Origin of the sequence: Sphingomonas sp. (genome assembly GCF_017304635.1) — a bacterium.
Classification (GTDB): domain Bacteria; phylum Pseudomonadota; class Alphaproteobacteria; order Sphingomonadales; family Sphingomonadaceae; genus Sphingomonas.
On the sequence record NZ_JAFKMA010000002.1, the window covers coordinates 174,644 to 188,793 of the forward strand.

A 14,150-nucleotide genomic window follows, 5' to 3' on the forward strand; every position below is an offset into this window, starting at 1 on the left:
CGACTTGACTTCGCTCGCGTAACGATGCCGGAATATCGGCGATGGCGCGGCTAGGCGAGCTCGACCTGCCCGATCGGCTGGCGCCGACGGTTCCGCGCTGGGTGACCCAGCTGGCGCTGGCATTGCTCTGTTCGGCCGGCGTCGAGATCAGCCGCAGCGTCGTCAACATGCTGGCGCCGGGATCGGCGATCTTCGCGCTGGTGTTCCCCGCGATCATGATGGCGACCCTGCTCGCGCGCTGGCAATCGGGGCTGCTGACGGCGCTGATCTCGATCCTCTATACCTTCTTCACGGTCTATCTTCCCGCGCCCGCCGCCCGTGGCGCAATCAATCCGCGCTTCGCCGTGTTCGCGGTCGCGGTGGCGGCGATACTGACCGTGATCCTGGCCGAGACGTTCCGCCGCGCGGCCCGCCGCGCGATGGCAGAGCGCGACCGCGAGATCGCCGCCCGCGACCTGATGCTCAGCGAGTTCGAGCACCGGGTGAAGAACAATTTCGCGATCGTCGGCGGCATGCTCGACATCCAGCGCCGCCGTGCGGGCGACACCCCGGCCGGCGAAGCGCTGGCGTCGGCCATGCGCCGGGTCGACAGCATCGCGCGGGCGCACCGCCACCTCTACCGCCACGGGCCGTCGAGCGAGGTCGATGTGCGCGACTATCTGGTCGATCTGTGCGCGGCGCTGGCGGAGGCATTGTTGTTGCGCGGCGGCGTCACGCTGACCTGCGATGCCGACCCGGCGCAGATCCCGCGCGACGATGCGGTGTCGATCGGGCTGATCGTCAACGAGCTCGTCACCAACGCCGCCAAGCATGCGTTCGTCGGGCGGGAGCGCGGCACGATCGCGGTCTCGTGGAAGCGGCGCGGCGACGATGGCTGGCGGCTGACCGTGGCCGACGATGGCGTCGGCATCCCGCCCGAGCCGCGCCCGGCCAGCCCGGACGGCGGGCTCGGCCAGCGCCTGATCGACGGCTTCGCGCGCCAGGCCAAGGGCACGTTGACGACGGCGAGCGGCGGCCATGGGACGACGGTCACGATGGACGTGCCCGGAACCTGACGCCTACGCCCCGGGTTGGCCCAGCGTGACTCGATTGTTCCATGTCAGCGATGTGCATTTTGGCCGCGAGGACAAGGCGGCCGTCGCCTGGTTCGACGCGCTGGTCGCCGCCGAGCAGCCCGACGCGGTGGTGATGACCGGCGACCTGACGATGCGGGCGCGGTCGGCGGAATTCGCCGCTGGGCTCGACTGGCTCAAGTCGCTGGGCCGGCCGGTGACGCTGGAGGTCGGCAACCACGATCTGCCCTACTGGAACTTCGTCGACCGGATGGTGCGGCCCTATCACCGCTATCACGTGATCGAGCGGATCATCGAGCAGCCGCTCGACCTGCCGGGCGTCACCATCGTGCCGCTCAAGACGACCAGCCGGGCGCAGTGGCGGTGGAACTGGGCGAAGGGCTATGTCCATCGCAAGGCGCTGGCGAAGACGCTGGCGCTGATCGCGGCGGCACCGAAGGATCGCCTGATCCTGGTCGCTGCGCACCATCCGCTGATCGAGCCGCACACCCGCGCCACCGCGCAGACGCATCGCGGGGTGGAAGCGATCGCGGCGCTGGCGGCGGCCGGGGCGGACGCGGTGTTGACCGGACACGTCCACGACGCCTTCGACATCGCGCATCGCGTCGGTGGGCGGACGATCCGCATGGTCGGTGCCGGCACGTTGTCCGAACGGACCCGCGCCGACCCGCCCTCGTTCAACGAGATCCGCATCGCCGACGGCGGGTTCGAGGTGATCTGCCGCAGGATGACCGCGCAGCCCGACGCGGTGTTGCCGGTCGAGGCGCCGCAGCCCGCTTGACCGGGTGCGCCGGCCCGATAGGCTGGCGCGATGCGCACCTTTCTCGCTCTCCTCCTCGCCGCTCCGTTGCTCGTCGGGGCAGGACCGACCGACTATGCCGCCCGCGTCGCCGCGGTGCTGGCCAGGACGCCGCTGATCGACGGGCATAACGACTGGGCGGAGACGCTGACCGACACTGCCGGCGATGCGCGCTGGACGATGGACCTGACCCGGCTCGATCCGGCCAAATACAATACCGACATCGCGCGGCTGCGCGCCGGGCATGTCGGCGGGCAGTTCTGGTCGGTCTACGTGTCCGCCAGCCTGCCGGGACCGGATCAGGTCAAGGCGACGCTCGAGCAGATCGGGCTGATGCGGGAGATCTTCCGCCGCTATCCGACCGTGTTCGCGCCCGCCGTCACCGCCGCCGACGTCCGTCGTATCCACGCTTCGGGCCGGATCGCGTCGATGCTGGGGGTCGAGGGCGGCGGCCAGATCGACGGCAGCTTCGCGGTGCTGCGCGCCTATCGCGCGCTCGGCGCGTCGTACCTGACGCTGACGCATTCGAAGACGATCGACTGGGCCGATTCGGCGACCGACGACCCGAAGCATGGCGGGCTGACCAAGTTCGGCGAGGCGGTGGTGCGCGAGCTCAACCGGCTCGGCATGCTGGTTGACCTGGCCCACGTCAACGAGGACACGATGATCGATGCGATCCGCGTGTCGAAGGCGCCGGTGATCTTCTCGCACTCCTCCGCCCGCGCGCTCGACGATTCGCCGCGCAACGTGTCGGACAAGGTGCTGAAGCTGGTCGCGGCGAACGGCGGCGTGGTGATGGTGAACTATGCGCCGGGCTATGTGTCGGAGGCGCGGCGGCGCTGGGATGCCGACCGCAATGCCGAGAAGGGGCGGTACTACTCGCCGCCTTATGGCGGGCTGTATATCGGCCAGCCGGACCGCGCGAAGGAAGCGCTGGCGGCGTGGGAGCGGGCGCATCCGAAGCCGGTCGTCACGCTGGCGCAGGTCGCCGACCATGTCGAGCATATCGCGAAGGTCGCGGGCATCGACCATGTCGGGCTGGGCGGCGACCTCGATGGCACCGGCGGCGACCTGCCGCAGGGACTGAACGGGGTCGACACCTATCCCGCGTTGCTCGCCGAGCTGATGCGGCGGGGATGGAGCGACGCCGACATCGCGAAGCTGGCCGGCGGCAACGTGCTGCGGGTGATGGAAGCGGCCGAGCGCGTGTCGGCGAGCATGGCAAGTGTCGCGCCGGCGACCGCGACGATCCAGGCGCTCGACGGCAAGTGAGGCGATGAGCTTCGTCGTCCGTACGGCGACCGCCGACGACATTCCCACGATCGGCGCACTGATGGACCGGGCGATCGATGCCCTGCAACGCGATTTCCTGACCCCCGATCAGGTCGCGGCCAGCCGGCACGCGATGGGGCTCGACACGCAATTGATCGCCGACGGCACCTATGTCGTGGTCGAGGATGGGGAGGGGCGCATCGTCGGGTGCGGCGGGTGGAGTTGGCGCGCGACGCTGTATGGCGGCGACCACAATGCGGGCTTGCGCGATGCCGCACCACTCGATCCGGCCAGGGATCCGGCGCGGATCCGGGCGATGTACACCGATCCCGATTTCGTGCGGCGCGGGATCGGCCGGATCGTGCTGGCGGCGAACGAAGCCGCGGCGCGAGCGGCGGGGTTCGGCCGCGCCGAATTGATGGCGACGCTGGCGGGGGAACCGCTCTATCTCGCCTGCGGCTACGCTCCGATCGAGCGCGTCGATCGGATGGCGGCGGAGGGCGTCGCGGTGCCGGGCGTGCGGATGGGCAAGACGCTGTAGCGAGCCGGGACGACCCTGAAGGTCGACCGGGTTCGATCCGGTAACGGCGCCAAACTTGACAAACTTGACGAGGGTACGAGCACATGCCGCGGCCCCGGTCGGTTCGGTGACGGCGCCAAACTTGACAAACTTGACGAGGGTACGAGCACATGGCGCGACCCCGGTCGGTTCGGTGATGGCGCCAAACTTGACAAACTTGACGGGGGTACGAGTACCTGTCGCGACCCCGGTCGGTTCGGTCGATCCTGGCAATGAGAAAGAGCGCGGCCGCGACCCTGGCAGGCCGACTCCAACAATGAAAGGCCGCCGGTTACGGCCGGCTCACTCGCAATCGGCGCACTTGCCGCGCACCTCGATCACCGGACGCTCGGGCGAGAAGCCGGCGGCCTCCGCCGCGTGGCGGACGTTGGCGGCGATCCTGTCGTCGTCGATATGCTGGGTCTGGCCGCAGCCGTCGCACACCAGGAAGATGCAGTCGTGCAGGCAGTCGGGGTGCGCGTTGGCGACATAGGCGTTGGCGCTCTCGACGCGCCGCGCCAGGTTCGCCGCCACGAACAGGTCGAGGATGCGATACACGCTGTTGGCGGCGACGCGGCGACCCTGCGCCTTCGATACGGCATCGGCGATGTCGTAGGCGCTGGCCGGCTTGGCGAACTTCGCCAGCGCGTCGAAGATGCTCGCGCGCATGTCGGTCCACTGCTCGCCCGATTTCTCGAGCGTCTTCTGCGCCACGACGGCGAGGTCCGCGCCCGAAGGCTCGTGATGATGGTGAGCGTGCGCCATGGCGCCAAATTAAGCGCTTCGCGGGCGCCGGACAAGTCGCGTCAGTGCGCCGCGCGTCGATTCAGGTGGTGACCCAGCGCCAGGATGCCGACCCCGACCAGCGTCCACGCAGTCTCGCCGCCGTCGCCGTGCGGCAATTGCATCGCGCCGGCCATGATGCCGAGCCCGAGCGAGCCGGTCACCGCCGGCACCATCGCGCCGTGATCGAATATGCCGCGGCCCAGCGCGACGACGCCGAGCCCGATCGCGATCGTCAGGCCGACTTCGTGGAAGATCGGGTTGAGCAGCATCCCGCCCGCGGTCGATGCCAGCGCGACGAGCAGCGCGCTTGCCAGGCAATGCACCGCGCACAATCCCGACAGCCCCATCGCGTAGCGATCGAGCCGCGGCAGGTGGCGAGCGAAGGAATGGCGAATCGCGGTGGTCATGACGCCTGCCCATCTAGGACGATGCGGCGGACGTTACAACATTACATATCATTGCTGGTTGGACGGGTGCGAACGGTCGGCCGCAGCAGCCCGTCACCCCGGCCCTGTGCCGGAATCCACTGTGCGGCTTTTTCCAGCGCTGGAGGATCGAGCGATGTGCGAGCGGGTTGGTGGACCCCGGCACGAGGCCGGGGTGACGGTGTCGTTTCGGAGAGCCGGGTGCCCGGCCCCCCACGCCGGTCCGTCCTAGAAGCTGACGCCGACCGACGCGACGATCCCGCTGCGCGCGGCGTTCTTGCCGTTGGCCAGCGTGAACACGCCGTTGGTGTCGACATAATTCAGCCCGAACACCAACTGCTTGTAGGTGTAGGTCGCGCCGAAGCCGTAGTCGGTATATTCCTTGCCCAGCGCCAGCCAACTCGGCCCCCAGGTGTGGCCGACATGTGCGGTCAGCCCGATCGGCGTGTTCGGGATCGACGCGCTGAGATCGCCCGCCAGATAGACGTTGTCGTTGCTCTTGAAGAGCCCGCTCTGTCCCTGGTCGAGCGCCAGCGCCTTCTGCTTCGGCGCGTAGTTGACCGTCACCTTCGCGGTCACCGGGCCGACAATGTACGACACGTCGGCATAGGGCTCGAAGAAGTTCGAGCGGCTGCGGTCGCTCGACGGGCGCGATTGCGGGTAGACGTAGTAGAGCACGCCCGCGTCGAACGTGAAGCCGTTGGTGGTCTTCTTGTACCCGGCGATCAGGTCGATCTCCTGGTTGCCGTTGCCTGTCTGCGTGACGTAGCCGGAGGTCGAGGAACTCCACACCGAGGCGTAGAAGCCCGATGCATGCGTCAGCGTGATCGAGCCCTGGATCGCGGGTTGCAGGTTGGTCTGCGAGATACCGCGGAAGCGATAGTCGGAAATCAGCGTCGCCGAGCCGTTGATCGTGAACGGCGGCGGCGGCGCGGTCGGGCCGCTATCGGCCGCGGCGGGCGCCGCTGGAGCACCGGCAGCCGTTGCGGGATCGACCGGACCGGCCGGCTTCGGATCCGCCGATGCGGGGGTAGCGAGGGCGAGCGCAAGCACGCCGAGGCTGATGTGGGAGAAGCGCATGTCATTCCTTTCGAACCGGAAAAAGAGCGTTCGTCCCCGCCTGCTCGTATCGGTCGTACCTCTATCGTGCGGCTGAAAGCCGCGGGACTGACTCGACACGGAGCCGAGATTGCCGATCTTCGCTGCGTTGCACAATAGGGTTCGCGCGTCGTGAGCGATGCTGGCCGTGCCGATGTTGCGATCGCGCAACAGTCCCTCGTTATCCTCGCGCGCTCCGAAAGGCGGCGAGGCCGCGGTCGAGGTCGGCGATCAGGTCGTCGGGATCCTCGAGACCGATGTGCAGCCGGACCAGCGCGCCGTCATCGTCGCGCCGGCCGAGCGCTCGCTTCGGATCGACCGGCAAGGCGAGGCTTTCATAGCCGCCCCAGCTATACCCGATCCCGAACAGCCGCAGCGTGTCGATGAAGGCGGCGCGGCTGGCCTCGTCGCCGTCCTGCAAGGCGAACGCAAAAAGCCCCGATGCGCCGTTGAAATCGCGGGCGAAAAATTCATGGCCGGGGCAACTCGGCAGCGCGGGGTGGAGCACCGTCGCCACCTCCGGCTGCTCGGCGAGCCATTGCGCGACCTTCAGCCCGCTCGCGCCATGCTGCCGCAACCGCACCGCCATCGTGCGCAGCCCCCGCGCGCCGAGCCATGCATCGTCGGGGCTCGCCATCTGGCCGAGTTGCAGGCTGACGTTGCGCAGCTTCGCGAAGAAGCCGGGGCCGGCGGTGACCGATCCCAGCATGACGTCGGAATGGCCGACGACATATTTGGTGCACGCGAGCACGCTGAGATCGATCCCGTGCGCGATCGCCGGGAACAGCAGCGGCGTCGCCCAGGTGTTGTCGAGGATGGTGACCACGCCGCGCGCCTTTGCCGCGGCGACGATCGCGGGCACGTCCTGCACCTCGAACGTCAGGCTGCCGGGGCTTTCGAGCAGGATCGCGCGCGTGTTCCCGCCGATCAGGTCGGCGATGCCGGCGCCGATCAGCGGATCGTAATGCCGCGTCGTCACGCCGAATTTCTTCAGGAAACCGGCGGCGAAGCTGGTGGTCGGGTCGTAGGCCGAATCGACCAGCAGCAACTCGTCGCCGGGTGACAGCACCGCGAGCAACGCCGCCGTCACCGCCGCCACGCCTGATCCGTACAGCCACGTGCCCTCGGCGCCCGGCTCGAGTTCGGTCAGCGCATCGGCCAGTGCCCATTGCGTCGGCGTGCCGCGCCGGCCGTAATAGAGCGTGTGGTGGCTGTCGCCGCGCGCGCCCGCACGCAGATCGGCCACCGAATCGTACAGAATGGTCGAGGCGCGCCACACCGGCGGGTTGACGATCCCCTGCGTCCATTCCGGGCGCCGCCCCGCCGTGACGATACGGGTGGCGGGCTGATCCTTGTCGTCGCTGGCGGCCATGGCTTGCGTGCTAGGGGCGCGAGCGTCGATCGACAAGATCAGGCGTCGCCGGTCGCCTTGGGGGTGGTCGGGTCGCCGCCCCATTCCGACCAGCTGCCGTCGTACAGCGCCGCCTCGTTGCCGAGCAGGTGCGCACCGAACGCCAGCACCGCGGCGGTGATACCCGACCCGCAGGTCGTGACGAGCGGTCGCGCAAGGTCGATGCCGGCATCGGCGAAAGCGGTGCGCAGGGCGTCGCCGCGCTTCCATGTGCCGTCGGCGTCGAAGAGCTGCCCGTACGGCAGGTTCTTCGCGCCCGGCATGTGCCCGGACGCGGTCCCGGGACGCGGGTCGGGCTCGACCCCGGAAAAGCGCGCGGCGGAGCGCGCGTCGAGTATCTGTTCCGCCCCGTTCGCGACCGTGGCGCGTATCTGGTCGAGCGTGCGCAACCGGCGCGGATCGAAGGCGGCGGTGAAGTCGCCGGGAGTGGGGGAGGGCATGCCGCGCTCGGTCGGGCGGCCTTCGCGCTGCCATTTCGCGAACCCGCCGTCGAGGATCGCGACTCGCTCCGCCCCGAACGTCCGCAGCATCCACCAGGCGCGCGACGCGGTGCGATAGTGCGACTGGTCGTACAGCACGATGCGGTCGTCGCCGTTCACCCCGATCGCCCGCAACCGCGCCTGAAACGTCGCCGCGTCGGGCAACGTCGACGGCAGGTCGCTCGTCGCATCGGCCAGCGTCGCGAGGTCGAGGAACGCGGCGCCCGGAATGTGCGCCGCGGCGAAATCGGCGGCGGGGTCGCCGTCCGGTCCGCCCGGCACGCTGCCGTAATAGGTCGCATCGATCACGCGCAGGTCGGGTGCGCCCAGCGCCTCCGCCAGCCAATCGGTCGTCACCAGCGCGTCCATCAATTCTTCTCCTTGTCCAATCCATCGAGGAACGTCCGCGCCGATGCCCGGATCGCGCGCCGGTCGTCCTCGCTCATCCGCGCCCAGGTGCGATACGGCATCGCCAGTCGCGGATTGTCGCCCAGCCTCTTCTCATGCCGGGCGAGAAAATCCCAGTAGAGCGCGTTGAACGGACAGGCATCTTCGCCGACCCGCTTATTCACGTCGTAGCGGCAGTGCCCGCAATAATCGGACATGCGATGGATGTACGCACCCGATGCGGCATAGGGCTTCGACCCGAGCAGCCCGCCATCGCCGAACTGGCTCATGCCAAGCGTATTGGGCAACTCGACCCATTCGTACGCGTCGGCATAGACCTCCAGATACCAAAGATGCACCGCCGCCGGGTCGGCGCCGATCAGCAGCGCGAAATTGCCCGTCACCATCAGGCGCTGGATATGGTGGGCGTGCGCGCTCGCGAGCGTCTGGCCGATCGCCTGGGCCAGGCAGAACATGTCGGTCTCACCGGTCCAGTAGAAAGCGGGCAGCGGCCGATGCGCTCTCAGGAAGTTGCGCTCGACATAGTCCGGCCCCTCCAGCCAGTAGATGCCGCGGACATATTCGCGCCAGCCGATGATCTGGCGGATGAACCCTTCCGCCGAATTGAGCGGCACCTTGCCCGCGCGCCACAACGCGTCGACCTTGCGGCACAGATCGAGCGGGTCGAGCAGGCCGGAATTGATGTAGGGCGACAGGATCGAGTGCCACAGATGCGGCTCGTCGGTCACCATCGCGTCCTGGTAGGTGCCGAAATCGGCGAGCGCGTGGGCGAGGAAATGCCGCTGTTGCCGCATCGCGTCGGCGTGGGTGACGGCGAAATCGAACCCGTCGAGCGTGCCGATATTGTCGGGGAAACGCGCGGCGACGAGCGCGATGACCTCTTGCGTGATCGCGTCGGGCCGGAACGCGATCGGTCGCGGCAGGAACAGGTCGGTCTTCGCGGGCTTGCGATTCTCCTTGTCGAAGTTCCATTTGCCGCCGGCCGGCTTGTCGCCGTCCATCAGCAGGCCGGTCTTGCGGCGCATCTCGCGGTAGAAGAACTCCATCCGCAATTGCTTGCGGTCGCCCGCCCAGGCGGCGAACTCGCGGTGGCTGCACAGGAAGCGCGCGTCGGGGCGGATCTCGACGGGGACGCCGGCCACCGTCTGCCACGCGTCGAGCATCGCCTGGACGCGCCATTCGCCGGCCTCGGTGACGACGATCCGCTCGGCATCGTGCCGCGCGACCGCTCGCACCATTTCGCCGATGAAGCTGCCCTCGTTGTCGGGATCGTCGAGCGCGACGTAATCGACCGTCCACCCCAGTTCGCGCAGTCGCGCCGCATGGTGGCGCATCGCCGACAGGATATAGGCCAGCTTCTTCCTGTGATGCCCGACATAGGTCGTCTCGTCGGCGACCTCCATCATCAGCACGACCGTGTCGTCCGGCTCGGCGCCGTCGAGCGACGAGATGGCGGGAGTCAGCTGGTCGCCCAGCACCGGGATCAACACGGTCATTCCCTTTGCCTAGCGTCCCTCCTACATCGCCGCCATGACTCCGAAACATCTCGGCCAGGCGAGCAGCCTGCCCGCATCGCCGGAAGAGGCGGTGCTCGACTACGTTCCCAACCCGCGCCGCGGCCGGCCGTATCTGGTGCGCTTCACCGCGCCCGAGTTCACCTCGCTATGCCCGGTCACCGGCCAGCCCGATTTCGCGCATCTGGTGATCGACTATGCGCCCGGCGAGACGATCGTCGAATCGAAGTCGCTGAAACTGTTCCTGGGTGCCTTCCGCAACCATGCCGGGTTCCACGAGGATTGTACGGTCGGGATCGGCGAGCGGCTGTTCGCGGAGATGCGGCCGATCTGGCTGCGGATCGGCGGCTATTGGTATCCGCGCGGCGGCATCCCGATCGACGTGTTCTGGCAATCGGGCGAGCCGCCCGCGGGCATGTGGCTGCCGCCGCAGGACGTGCCGGGGTATCGCGGCCGCGGTTGATGCCGCGGCGCGGCACGGTTCGTCGCTAGATTGACGTACATCAATATGAAATAGGATGTTGCATTGCAGCATCGGCGCAACCATCTTTCTGTCAATCCGTTCAGGGAGGAAGTGAGTCGCGGGCGCGTTGCCCGCCAACAGCCGAAAGATCGTCATGCCAGCGTCGTCCGTTGACCCGCGTACCCGTCACATCGCCCTGATTGGGAATTTCCTGCCCCGGCAATGCGGCATCGCGACCTATACGACGGACACCTATTACGCGCTGACCGACCGCTTTCCTGGCATGCAGGTCGACGTCTATGCGATGAACGACCGGCCGCAGGGCTATGACTATCCGCCGCAGGTGACCGGGACGATCGCACAGGACGATCGCATGGCGTATCTGGCCGCCGCGCGCGACATCGAGAAGAGCGGCGCGCAGGCGATCTGGCTGCAACACGAATACGGCATCTTCGGCGGCCCGGCGGGCGAGCACATTCTCGCGCTGCTCGACCGCGTGTCGGTGCCGGTGATCGTCACGCTGCATACCGTGCTGGAGACTCCCAACGACGACCAGCGCCGGGTGATGGACGGCCTGCTCAAGCGCGCCGCGAAGGTCGTGGTGATGGCCGAGATCGGGCGCGAGATTCTGGTCCGTGTCTACGGTGCCAACCCCAAGTCGATCCTGATGATCGCGCATGGCGTGCCGGAGCGCGAACTGGTCGACCCAGACAGCATGAAGGCGCGGTTCGGCTGGCAGGGGCGCAAGGTGCTGCTGACGTTCGGCCTGCTCGCCCCGAACAAGGGGATCGAAAGCGTCATCGCGGCGATGCCCGACGTGGTCGCGACGAACCCGAACGCGCTCTACGTCGTGCTCGGCGCGACGCATCCCAACCTCGTCGCGCATGAGGGCGAGGCGTATCGCGGGCGGCTGAAGGCGCTGGCGTACGACAAGGGCGTCGCCGAGCATGTCCGGTTCATCGACGGCTTCGTCGAGACCGAGGAACTGCTCGATTATCTCCAGGCGGCCGACCTGTACGTCACGCCCTATACCAACCCTGCGCAGATCACGTCGGGCACGCTCAGCTACGCGGTCGGCGTCGGCAAGGCGGTGGTGTCGACGCCCTACGTCCACGCGACCGAGATCCTGGCCGACGATCACGGCGTGCTGGTCGGGTTCGGCGATGTCGAGGCGTTCGCGCGCGAGATTTCGCGGCTGCTCGGTGACGATGCCGCGCGGCGCTCGTTGATGGAACGGGCCTATGCTCGCGGTCGCACGATGATCTGGCCGCGCCTCGCCGAAGCCGGCATGGCGGCGATCGACGGCATCGTCGCGGCGCATCCCCGGCGGATCAAGGCGAGCAACCAGCCCGTCTTTCTCACCCCCAGCATCGCCGCGGTCGAGCGGATGAGCGACGCGACCGGCATGTTCCAGCACGCGATCCTGTCGGTGCCGGATCGCCGCCACGGTTACTGCATCGACGACAATGTCCGCGCGCTGATGCTGATGACCGCGATCGACGAGCTCGACGAGGACGTCCGCGACAAGTGGATGACGGTCTATGCCGCGTTCGTCCAATATGCGTGGAACCCCGACGTCCGCCGCTTCCGCAACTTCATGAACTTCGACCGGACCTGGTGCGAGGATCAAGGGTCGGAGGATTCGAACGGCCGCACGTTGTGGGCGCTCGGCGTGACGGCCAAGCGCGCGACCGCGGCCAAGCATCGCGACTGGGCGCTGCGGTTGTTTGACGAGACTGCGAGCATCGCGTTCGACCTCGTCAGCCCGCGCGCGCAGGCGTTCGCGATGCTCGGCGCGGCGGCCATCCTCGGCGCGCATCCGCGCCATCAGCTGGCGTGCAACATCCTCGAACGGTTCGCCAACGACCTGCTCGCCCTGCTCGACGAGGCGCGCCGCCCGGAATGGGAATGGTTCGAGATCGTGCTGGCCTACGACAATGCGCGACTGCCCGAAGCGTTGATCCGCGCCGGCATGGCGCTCAACCGCGACGATCTGCTCCAGGCCGGGCTGTCGACGCTCGACTGGATCGTCGCGCAGCAGACGAGCCCGGAAGGCCGCTTCCGCGCGATCGGTACCGAGAGCTTCGGCCGCGCGTACGAAAGCCCGCTGCCGTTCGACCAGCAGCCGCTCGAAGCGCAAGCGACGATCGACGCGTGCGCCGCGGCGTTCAAGGCGACCGGCGACGCCAAGTGGCAGGCGGAGGCGGACCGCGCCTATCGCTGGTATCTCGGCCAGAACGACCTCGATCTGCCGCTCGCGACCGCGCAGGACGGTGGTTGTTTCGACGGCCTGATGCCGCACGGGCTCAACCGCAATCAGGGCGCGGAGTCGATTTTGGCGCTACAATTGGCGTCGTGTGCGATTTCCGCTCTTGGAAAAGCGGCCGGAACCGTGGCAGGGAGCAGCCGCGCCGTCGCGTAGCAACGACACGCGGCGCCGCTTTGGTCTGAACAACCGGCGGGGTTAGCTCGTTGCTCGATATTGTTACGCACCGCTTGCGGTTGCATGCCGATCCTTCGCGTGTCGTGGTCCGTCCGTTCCATATCGGCTGGGCGCCGGGGGGCGCCTCGTCCGGCCGCACCGAGCGGCTGGTCGGCGAAGTCCTTGAACTGAGCCCGCAGGAAACGCGCGAGGAGCTCGAGGTCGTGCTCAAGGACTTCGAGGCGCGCCACTGGCAGACGCGTCGCGTGTTCATGACGCGCTACGACGAGATCGAGCAGATGATGGCGCTCGACGGGCGCGACATCGGGGACGAGAAGCGCCAGTTGATCGGCGCCTATTTCTGTCACGAATACAGCTACGCCGCCGCCGCGCTGATGAATCCCAGCGCGGTGCCGCATTACGACCAGTCGGGCATGCCCAAGGGGTCGATGCGGATCCTGATGTCGCTACGCGCGGTCGGCGAGGGGCACATCTCGTCGGTCGCGTTCCGCGAAGGCATCATCACCGCCAATAACGAGCTGAAGCTCGCGCCCGAGCCGCCATTCGCCACCGCCGCCGACATGCGCGGGCCGGACGAGGCCGAGGTGCCGGAGGGGCCGGTGACGGTCCACCGCCATCGCGACTCCACGCTGTCGGGTACGGTGATCTTCCCAATCACCGCCGCGCAGTCGAAGGGGTTGGAGGACCTCCGCCTCGTTCAGTTCCACCATGACGACGGCTCGGTCGAATGGCTCGGCACCTACACGGCGTATAACGGGTCGCAGATTCAATCGGAACTGCTGCGCACGACCGATTTTCGCGGGTTCGACCTGATCCCGATGACGGGACCGGCCGCGCGCAACAAGGGGATCGCGCTGTTCCCGCGCAAGGTCGGCGACCGCTATCTCGCGATCGGGCGGCAGGATGGCGAGAACCTGTTCCTGCTCGATTCCGACCGCCTGACGCACTGGGAGGAGGGGGTTCGCATCCTCCAGCCGCATTATCCGTGGGAACTGGTCCAGATCGGCAATTGCGGCCCGCCGATCGAGCTGGACGAGGGCTGGCTGCTGCTGACGCACGGCGTCGGGGCGATGCGCAAATATTCGATCGGCGCGGCGCTGCTCGACAAGGACGATCCGTCGAAGGTGCTGGGGCGCAGCGTCCACCCGATCCTGGCTGCGGCGGACCAGGACCGCGAGGGATATGTGCCCAACGTGGTCTATTCGTGCGGCGCGATCCGCCACGGCGATTGCCTGTTCCTGCCGTACGGCGTCGCCGACAGCTCGGTCGCGTTCGCGTTCGTGCCGATCAAGGGTCTGCTGGAGTCGATGGCGTAGCGGGTGGGCTGCGCGTCGGCGGGCGTGACGCCGATGGCTTCCGATTTTACCTCCACCCCGGCGAAGGCCGGGGCCCAGATGGGGGACGATCGTGATATGCGTTG

The 14,150-nt window shown here is 68.0% G+C and carries 13 protein-coding genes; 7 read left to right on the top strand and 6 right to left on the bottom strand.

All coding sequences use genetic code 11. From position 1 onward, the window contains the following. Nucleotides 1–41 precede the first annotated feature (41 nt). The 4 genes from J0I47_RS07920 to J0I47_RS07935 are packed head-to-tail and all read left to right on the top strand — an operon-like array spanning nucleotide 42 to nucleotide 3,685. Nucleotides 42–1,055: a sensor histidine kinase gene (locus J0I47_RS07920; RefSeq protein ID WP_294046182.1), complete on the top strand. Its 1,014-nt coding sequence runs from the start codon at nucleotides 42–44 to the stop codon at nucleotides 1,053–1,055. A 25-nt stretch (nucleotides 1,056–1,080) separates the two neighbouring features. After that, a complete protein-coding gene (locus tag J0I47_RS07925; protein WP_294046183.1) occupies nucleotides 1,081–1,854 on the top strand; it encodes a metallophosphoesterase in 774 nt (257 codons plus the stop codon). A 30-nt stretch (nucleotides 1,855–1,884) separates the two neighbouring features. After that, complete coding sequence (locus tag J0I47_RS07930) at nucleotides 1,885–3,144, top strand: dipeptidase (RefSeq protein WP_294046184.1); 1,260 nt, start codon at nucleotides 1,885–1,887, stop codon at nucleotides 3,142–3,144. Nucleotides 3,145–3,148: 4 nt separating this feature from the next. Beyond that, nucleotides 3,149–3,685: a GNAT family N-acetyltransferase gene (locus J0I47_RS07935; protein ID WP_294046185.1), complete on the top strand. Its 537-nt coding sequence runs from the start codon at nucleotides 3,149–3,151 to the stop codon at nucleotides 3,683–3,685. 321 nt (nucleotides 3,686–4,006) lie between these two features. Here J0I47_RS07935 and J0I47_RS07940 read toward each other — a convergent pair whose 3' ends face one another. The 6 genes from J0I47_RS07940 to J0I47_RS07965 all read right to left on the bottom strand — a co-directional run bounded on the left by J0I47_RS07940 (nucleotide 4,007) and on the right by J0I47_RS07965 (nucleotide 9,806). Next, the gene (locus J0I47_RS07940) at nucleotides 4,007–4,468 is read right to left on the bottom strand and encodes a transcriptional repressor (RefSeq protein ID WP_294046187.1); all 462 of its coding nucleotides are present in this window, start codon (nucleotides 4,466–4,468) and stop codon (nucleotides 4,007–4,009) included. Nucleotides 4,469–4,509: 41 nt separating this feature from the next. Then, complete coding sequence (locus J0I47_RS07945; RefSeq protein WP_294046189.1) at nucleotides 4,510–4,896, bottom strand: MerC domain-containing protein; 387 nt, start codon at nucleotides 4,894–4,896, stop codon at nucleotides 4,510–4,512. Between the two features lie 246 nt (nucleotides 4,897–5,142). Beyond that, nucleotides 5,143–5,994: a TorF family putative porin gene (locus tag J0I47_RS07950; RefSeq protein WP_294046191.1), complete on the bottom strand. Its 852-nt coding sequence runs from the start codon at nucleotides 5,992–5,994 to the stop codon at nucleotides 5,143–5,145. 199 nt (nucleotides 5,995–6,193) lie between these two features. Further along, nucleotides 6,194–7,384: a cystathionine beta-lyase gene (gene metC, locus J0I47_RS07955; RefSeq protein ID WP_294046193.1), complete on the bottom strand. Its 1,191-nt coding sequence runs from the start codon at nucleotides 7,382–7,384 to the stop codon at nucleotides 6,194–6,196. Nucleotides 7,385–7,422: 38 nt separating this feature from the next. After that, nucleotides 7,423–8,271: a 3-mercaptopyruvate sulfurtransferase gene (gene sseA / locus J0I47_RS07960; protein WP_294046195.1), complete on the bottom strand. Its 849-nt coding sequence runs from the start codon at nucleotides 8,269–8,271 to the stop codon at nucleotides 7,423–7,425. Beyond that, complete coding sequence (locus J0I47_RS07965) at nucleotides 8,271–9,806, bottom strand: cryptochrome/photolyase family protein (protein ID WP_294046197.1); 1,536 nt, start codon at nucleotides 9,804–9,806, stop codon at nucleotides 8,271–8,273. Before J0I47_RS07965 ends, sseA begins: the two co-directional genes overlap by 1 nt. Before the next feature lie 34 nt (nucleotides 9,807–9,840). Between J0I47_RS07965 and queF the strand changes: the two genes are divergently transcribed. From queF to J0I47_RS07980, 3 genes are all read left to right on the top strand, one after another. Beyond that, nucleotides 9,841–10,287, top strand: coding sequence for a preQ(1) synthase (gene queF / locus J0I47_RS07970; RefSeq protein ID WP_294046214.1), 447 nt, complete (start codon nucleotides 9,841–9,843; stop codon nucleotides 10,285–10,287). A 154-nt stretch (nucleotides 10,288–10,441) separates the two neighbouring features. Continuing rightward, a complete protein-coding gene (locus tag J0I47_RS07975; RefSeq protein ID WP_294046216.1) occupies nucleotides 10,442–12,709 on the top strand; it encodes a glycosyltransferase family 4 protein in 2,268 nt (755 codons plus the stop codon). A 50-nt stretch (nucleotides 12,710–12,759) separates the two neighbouring features. Continuing rightward, on the top strand, nucleotides 12,760–14,046 hold the full coding sequence (locus tag J0I47_RS07980; protein WP_294046217.1) for a glycoside hydrolase family 130 protein: 1,287 nt from the start codon (nucleotides 12,760–12,762) through the stop codon (nucleotides 14,044–14,046). Nucleotides 14,047–14,150: the final 104 nt, after the last annotated feature.

What these genes read in the sequence shown, in the direction of transcription:
- queF (WP_294046214.1), top strand. Translation starts at nt 9,841, where the DNA reads ATGACTCCGAAACATCTCGGCCAGGCGAGCAGCCTGCCCGCATCGCCG.
- J0I47_RS07920 (WP_294046182.1), top strand. Translation starts at nt 42, where the DNA reads ATGGCGCGGCTAGGCGAGCTCGACCTGCCCGATCGGCTGGCGCCGACG.
- J0I47_RS07935 (WP_294046185.1), top strand. Translation starts at nt 3,149, where the DNA reads ATGAGCTTCGTCGTCCGTACGGCGACCGCCGACGACATTCCCACGATC.
- J0I47_RS07940 (WP_294046187.1), bottom strand. Translation starts at nt 4,468, where the DNA reads ATGGCGCACGCTCACCATCATCACGAGCCTTCGGGCGCGGACCTCGCC.
- J0I47_RS07945 (WP_294046189.1), bottom strand. Translation starts at nt 4,896, where the DNA reads ATGACCACCGCGATTCGCCATTCCTTCGCTCGCCACCTGCCGCGGCTC.
- metC (WP_294046193.1), bottom strand. Translation starts at nt 7,384, where the DNA reads ATGGCCGCCAGCGACGACAAGGATCAGCCCGCCACCCGTATCGTCACG.
- J0I47_RS07930 (WP_294046184.1), top strand. Translation starts at nt 1,885, where the DNA reads ATGCGCACCTTTCTCGCTCTCCTCCTCGCCGCTCCGTTGCTCGTCGGG.
- J0I47_RS07950 (WP_294046191.1), bottom strand. Translation starts at nt 5,994, where the DNA reads ATGCGCTTCTCCCACATCAGCCTCGGCGTGCTTGCGCTCGCCCTCGCT.
- J0I47_RS07965 (WP_294046197.1), bottom strand. Translation starts at nt 9,806, where the DNA reads ATGACCGTGTTGATCCCGGTGCTGGGCGACCAGCTGACTCCCGCCATC.
- sseA (WP_294046195.1), bottom strand. Translation starts at nt 8,271, where the DNA reads ATGGACGCGCTGGTGACGACCGATTGGCTGGCGGAGGCGCTGGGCGCA.
- J0I47_RS07975 (WP_294046216.1), top strand. Translation starts at nt 10,442, where the DNA reads ATGCCAGCGTCGTCCGTTGACCCGCGTACCCGTCACATCGCCCTGATT.